The 6089-nt window shown below is 60.1% G+C and carries 5 protein-coding genes; 2 read left to right on the top strand and 3 right to left on the bottom strand.

Features of this window, described 5'->3' with window-relative positions; all coding sequences use genetic code 11:
* Positions 1-839: 839 nt before the first annotated feature.
* Genes ECTPHS_RS14930 through ECTPHS_RS05920 form a run of 3 tightly spaced genes read right to left on the bottom strand, consistent with a single transcriptional unit; the run spans position 840 to position 2871 of the window.
* The gene (locus ECTPHS_RS14930; protein ID WP_008931790.1) at positions 840-1388 is read right to left on the bottom strand and encodes a hypothetical protein; all 549 of its coding nucleotides are present in this window, start codon (positions 1386-1388) and stop codon (positions 840-842) included.
* Between the two features lie 17 nt (positions 1389-1405).
* On the bottom strand, positions 1406-2050 hold the full coding sequence (locus ECTPHS_RS05925) for a helix-turn-helix transcriptional regulator (protein ID WP_168044641.1): 645 nt from the start codon (positions 2048-2050) through the stop codon (positions 1406-1408).
* 20 nt (positions 2051-2070) lie between these two features.
* A complete protein-coding gene (locus tag ECTPHS_RS05920) occupies positions 2071-2871 on the bottom strand; it encodes a TIGR04255 family protein (protein WP_246828322.1) in 801 nt (266 codons plus the stop codon).
* A 67-nt stretch (positions 2872-2938) separates the two neighbouring features.
* Here ECTPHS_RS05920 and ECTPHS_RS05915 point away from each other — a divergent pair, with 67 nt between their 5' ends.
* Both ECTPHS_RS05915 and ECTPHS_RS05910 read left to right on the top strand, forming a co-directional pair.
* Complete coding sequence (locus ECTPHS_RS05915) at positions 2939-4873, top strand: N-6 DNA methylase (protein WP_210386895.1); 1935 nt, start codon at positions 2939-2941, stop codon at positions 4871-4873.
* Positions 4873-6078 (top strand): restriction endonuclease subunit S, encoded by a 1206-nt coding sequence (locus ECTPHS_RS05910; RefSeq protein ID WP_008931786.1) that lies wholly within the window; start codon positions 4873-4875, stop codon positions 6076-6078. The genes ECTPHS_RS05915 and ECTPHS_RS05910 overlap by 1 nt, the downstream gene beginning before the upstream one ends.
* Positions 6079-6089 lie beyond the last annotated feature (11 nt).

Raw genomic sequence — 6089 nt, 5'->3', positions numbered from 1 at the left:
ATCAACAGGCGCGGGTCGCGCACCACTGGAGGCGTCGACCCACAAAGAATCGGCGCGTACTTTGCGATCAAGTCTGTTTTCATTGTTTGATGTGTCCTGGTCTACGACTGGTCCGACAGCCTGTTGGAATCAGTCCGAAGCCCACAGCCGCTCGTCATCCTGGGTGCAAACAGACAAGAAAAAGCCCCAACTGATAACAGTTGGGGCTTCAGTATTGGTGGTGGGGCGGCAACCAGCGCCAAACCCTGATAACTCAGCGCCTTAGAGCCGCTGCGGGCTCCTGCGGATAGGCGCGGAGCCGAGCCCCTGCTGTCGGTAATCGAATCAGTTTCGGCCGGCCTTGGCATCAGCCAAAGTGCCTCAGATCGACCGCCAGTTCGATTCCCAATTTTGGAATCGAACCCGCGTCCGCCTATGATGTCGCGCCACCCTTCGGCGGGGAGCGGGCTTGGGGCGTGGGTGACCATCACTGCTGGTGATGATTCGGAGCGGTTCCACCGGGCAGTAGAGGAAGTGCGTCCGGTCCTTGTTAGTCAGGCAGGAATCTCACCAACGGGAAGAAAATCCCCTTGCTCGTCGTCGCGTAAGCTGACGTATTCTAGTCTCCACTGATCTACGCGTCGAAGATCGGCAAGCGTCATGTGCGTGTCGGCCACCGCTTCGCAGGCATCAAGTGCGATTTCCGTGGCTATGTCTGGCGTCCCGTAAACCCTCTCGAAAAGATCGCGCAACTGCTTCGCGACGCGTTCAGCGGACTCACGTGCAGGTGAGCCACCCTCAATTGCGTCATAGACCACCGATATAGACAGTGCGTATGGTTCGCCGTCGGTCTCCTCTGTCTAACGCTGGGCACCCAGATCAAAGAACAAGCCAACCAGATGCCTTGCCTCTGGCTCCAGAATCCTTGCAATCCAGTTCTTGACCTCTCGTTTGCCGGAGCGCTTGCTCAGCCGGTTCTCGAACGCATTTGGGAAAGCCGGCCTTCCATAGCGGGCGGCAAGCCACTGTTTCAAGACTCGCTTCGATTCGGTCGGGAGTGAGACGCTATCGTCCCTCGCTGCGTACTTGGCAAAGGCGTCTTTGGAAATCGGGTGTCGATTCCCGTGCCGAAGCTCGAGTATCAGTGGGCTGCGATCCGCAACGTGATACGCAAGATGGAGTCGACGCGGGTTCTTGGCATAAGAGAGCTGCGGGTCAAGCGTTGCATCGCCGATTACGTCAGCGAGGATGACCTCGAGGCAATGCTCGGCTTCATGCGAGATGTCACAGTCGTGCGTGATGATGATGGCGCGGACCCCGTCATCCGCCGTCTCGACCAAGCCCAGTTGTGCCGCAGCTTCGCGAGTGAGTAGGTCTCCCTGTCGCCAACCCGTATCCCGTGCCAGCATTCATCATTCCTCCCACGTCATTGCTCGGGAGACCCGGGAATGGAAGCTTCAGTACGCCAATCGTCCGAAGGTTCGGCTTTGGTTCGCGCCAGCCCGGAACGGTCGTATGCCATATCCATGGCTCGTGCTTCGGAAATCAATGATTGAACGTGCGATGGCGAAAGCTGGTCGGCGGTGATTAGATCCATCAGCGATCGGCCTTCGAACACCTTCATTTTCAGCATCGCAGGCGCACGCGTGATTCCAGCTTCGTGAAAAGCATCGGCCACATGGCTGAGCGATTGGATTCGCTTGAAATTATCGGCCTCAGGCATCGACTCGCCGCCAAGCCACTTGTAGATCGCTTGCCTGGAGACACCAAATGCCGCCGCCAGATCAGCGATGGCTGGATTGAGCACCTGCCGTATGTTGGTCAGGTGTTCCGAAGCGGAACGAAGATCCGGGCGCTCGACGACGTCGTCTGTCGCTCCAATATCGACATGGACAGGAATGCGAGCCTCGACCAGCTTGCGCCACTCCCCGGCGCGGGAGATATCGAACACGCTACCGGTGCCGCTGACCGCGAGCGTCGAGCCGATCAACGCGAACGCTGCCGTGGCGGCAGCACTGATCGGTAAGATGAACGGCGCACTTCGATGTGTAGGAAATGCTTCGGTGTACATAGCAGATGCCTCCAATGAGCTCATGCCCATGCCTTGCGTGCGTGATCCGTCGTGGTTGCTTCGAACACGGATTTGATCGTCGCATGAAGCGAAAGCAGCTGCTCTCCAAGCTTGTCCATATCGATTGGCATACGCCCTTCGGCGTAATGATCCGTGTCGATCACGCCATGTTCGCGAGGTTCTTTCATCTCGAACCGTGGATTCACCGCCAGACCGCTAGGTAGCATGTCTGGAGGGAAGCCGAGCGCTGCAGTCATCCTGTACACGCGGGCCACCAACGTCCCGGTTGGTAGGAGTGGGCGAGTTTCTGTAGTAAACACAGATTCGGTCATCGTGTGTCGGCGAGTTGCATTGAAGTCCACGCCATGCAGTCCACCGACCAGGTACTGTTCGACTGTTTCGCCGGCTTGTGGCAATACGGCATCCAGGTAGCGCAGTCCCAGTCGGCCAACGTGGTCGAGGGTTACAGTTTCATGCACTGCATTCAAACCGCGCAGCAATTCCGGGATGAACTCATTGTGGGTTTCGTAATGAGTCGTGTGGAAGGTGATCGCCGAAGGCGAAAGGATGTAACCGGCTGTCCGGTCGCTCCTGGTCATGAGCCAGGAAACCGTCTGCTGGATCTGCGGCTCGACGCGCTGTGCCTGTCCAGGACCCGGGACCACCAAGTGAGTGACCTGCTGCGGCTCGAATAGTGGGTAGCCCTCGCGCCGCAGCCGATCCTGGATCTGGTCGACGTACTTGGCCATCGCGGCAACAGGATTGAAATGCGCCTGTGCCAGCGCATAGTAAACAGGCGCGTTCGACATTCGCTCGCTCACAGGCTGCTCCATTTCATTGGTTGACACTTCAGTTGTCAGTTTACACTGTGGTTGACGATGGCGCCAGGTGGGTTTGGCCTTCGGTGTTGGTCGCGAGGAATATTTTTGGTTGACGCTGTGCTTGACAAGGCGATGCGATATTGCAAATATCGCAAAAATGACAAAACAAGCCCAAGCTCTACCCGCCACGCTTCGCGCCATCCGCGCCAAGCTTGATCTCACCCAGGAGCAGCTCGCCGAGCGGCTCGGGGTCTCGTTCGCCACGGTCAACCGCTGGGAAGGCGGTGGCAGCAAGCCGCAACGCGCGGCGCAGGAAGCCATTCTCGCGCTCGCCCGCGAGGCCGGGGTGGAGGAGGCTGCCGAGGATGCCCCGGAGGCCGCCGTCCAGGTCTCGCGTCGTCGCAGTCGGCGAACCGCCGCCGCGACGCCTACCACCAAGCCCATGGAGCAGATGCTCTGGGATGCGGCCTGCTCCATCCGGGGCGAGAAGGACGCGGCGAAGTTCAAGGACTACCTGCTGCCGCTGCTGTTCCTCAAGCGCCTGTCGGACGTGTTCGATGACGAGATCGAGCGCCTCGCCGAAGAGTACGGCGATCGCGCCACGGCACTCGAGATCGCCGAGTCCGACCACTCGCTGCTGCGGTTCTATCTTCCGCCCGAAGCCCGTTGGGCGGTGATCAGCGGGCGCGAGCCCTATGAGTGGCCGCTCGACGACAAGAAGCGCAGCACCGCACCGAAGGACATCGGCGAGCACCTCACCAAGGCTGTGCGCGCGGTGGTCAAGCAGAACCCCTCGCTCTCGGGCGTCATCGACGTGGTGGACTTCGTCGCCGAGCGCAACGGCGAGCGCGACATCAATCCGGCCAAGTTGCGCGGCGTGGTCGAGACCTTCTCCGATCCGCGCTACCGGCTGGGGCTGGCTGACGTGCAGCCGGATTTCCTCGGGCGGGCCTACGAGTACCTGCTGCGCAAATTCGCCGAAGGCTCGGGCCAGAGCGCGGGTGAGTTCTTTACGCCGACCGAGGTCGGCTTCCTGATGGCCCATATCATGCGGCCGAGGCCGGGCGAGACCTGTCACGACTATGCCTGTGGCTCGGCAGGCCTGCTGATCAAGCTCCAGCTCGTGGCCCGTGAACTCGACCCGACCAGCAAGGTGCCGCTCAAGCTCTCCGGCCAGGAGCTCCAGGCCGAGAGCTACGCCGTGGCGCAGATGAACGCGATCATCCACGACATGGAGGTGGAGCTGGCGCGTGGCGACACGATGATCAATCCCAAGTTCCGCAACGCGGATGGGACCATCAAGCAGCACGACATCGTCGTCGCCAATCCCATGTGGAACCAGCCGTTCGCGACGGACATCTTCGCCAACGATCCGTTCGACCGCTTCCGCACGGCCGGCGGCATCACCACCGGCAAGGGGGACTGGGCGTGGCTGCAGCACACGCTCGCTTGCCTGGCCAACGATGGCCGCGCGGCGGTGGTGCTGGACACCGGCGCGGTGACGCGCGGCTCCGGCTCCAAGAATGAGGACAAGGAACGCAACATCCGCAAGTGGTTCGTGGACAACGACCTGATCGATGGCGTCATCCTGTTGCCCGAAAACCTGTTCTACAACACCACGGCGGCGGGCGTCATCGTGGTGCTGAACAAGCGCAAGCCTGCTGCGCGCAAGGGCAAGATCGTCCTACTCAACGCCAGCCGCCGCTTCAGGAAAGGCCGGCCCAAGAACTACTTGCCGGAGGAGGACATCCGCCCGCTGGCGGCAATGTACCTCAAGGGCGAGGCGGTCGAGGGCGAGGTGGCCGTCATCACCCTGGAGCAGGCAAGGGAGGCGGATTACAACCTGAGTCCGAGTCGGTGGGTGGGGCAAAGAGATGGCGCAGAAGTCGACTCAGTTCCGAACCTGATTCACACGCTTGAAAGACTCAATGAGCAAGAAACCAGCCTCACATCAGAGCTGCTGCGCTTGCTGCGTCCGCTGGTGAATACGGAGGGCGCGTGATGGAAACATGGGCCAGTACATCCGTAGCCGACTGCCTTGTTCCGGTGCCAGTCGCGGGCAAATCCAAAGTGCAGTCACGGGACTATAAGGCTGCGGGCCGGTTTCCGATCATTGACCAGGGGCAGGAGCAAATCGCGGGCTGGACAGACGACGAAAACGCCGTGATTGATGCACCGCTGCCGCTAGTTGTTTTTGGCGACCATACGCGCGTCTTCAAATTCGTGGATACGCCCTTTGCACGCGGCGCTGACGGCACGCAACTGCTTCGGCCCAAGCCGGAGATTGACCCGCTGTTCTTCTTCTACGCCTGCCGCAGCATTGACTTGCCAGCGCGTGGTTACAACCGGCATTTCACTGTCCTGAAAGAAAAGGAGCTTTTTTATCCAACGGACGGCAACGAGCAGAAAGCGATTGCCGGCGTGCTGCGGCAGACCGAATCGGCCTTGCAGAAACAATTTGAGCTTCTGAAAACGCTGCAAGAACTCAAACGCGCCGCCATGCGGGAACTGTTCACGCGAGGACTGCGCGGCGAGCCGCAGAAAGAGACCGAGATCGGGCCGGTGCCGGAGAGTTGGGTTGAGGTTGCTTTTTCTGACTTGGGCGAAATCGTCACAGGCACGACGCCTCCGACCAAGGAACGCACGTACTACGATGATGGGACGATTCCTTTCATTTCGCCGGGCGATATTGACCACGGATTTCCGATTGCTTCGACGCAAAAGCATATTACCGAGCCGGGTTTGGCAGTTTCGCGGGCACTTCCCGCAGGCACCACTTGCGTTGTCTGCATCGGTTCAACAATCGGCAAGGTTGGACGCACCACGGCACCGGCTAGCGCCACCAATCAACAAATCAACGCAATCATTCCGGGCGCAGGGTATGACCAAAACTACGTTTCGCACCTGCTCACTTACCGCTCGGACATTGTGCGCAATTCGGCCTCGCCCAGTCCCGTTCCAATCTTGAGCAAAGGCGCGTTCGAGAAGCTCGTCCTGTTCACCTCGAGGGATTTCGACGAGCAGGCGCAGATTGCAACTATCCTCGACGCTCTCGACCGCAAGATCGCCCTGCACCGCAAAAAGCGCGCGGTGCTGGAAGAACTGTTCCAGTCCCTGCTGCACAAGCTGATGACGGGCGAAATCCGCGTCGCCGACCTCGATCTGTCGGCGCTCGATCCCCACCGCGCCCCCCACGTGGTGGCTTGATAGAAAAGGAG

It is taken from the genome of Ectothiorhodospira sp. PHS-1 (assembly GCF_000225005.1).
Classification (GTDB): domain Bacteria; phylum Pseudomonadota; class Gammaproteobacteria; order Ectothiorhodospirales; family Ectothiorhodospiraceae; genus Ectothiorhodospira.
Note: the sequence above shows the minus strand (reverse complement) of the source record. Positions and strands in the feature narration are given on the sequence as shown.

Bases quoted from the DNA above. Each gene is read 5' to 3' on its own strand.
- ECTPHS_RS14930 (WP_008931790.1), bottom strand. From the start codon at position 1,388: ATGCTGGCACGGGATACGGGTTGGCGACAGGGAGACCTACTCACTCGC.
- ECTPHS_RS05925 (WP_168044641.1), bottom strand. From the start codon at position 2,050: ATGTACACCGAAGCATTTCCTACACATCGAAGTGCGCCGTTCATCTTA.
- ECTPHS_RS05910 (WP_008931786.1), top strand. From the start codon at position 4,873: ATGGAAACATGGGCCAGTACATCCGTAGCCGACTGCCTTGTTCCGGTG.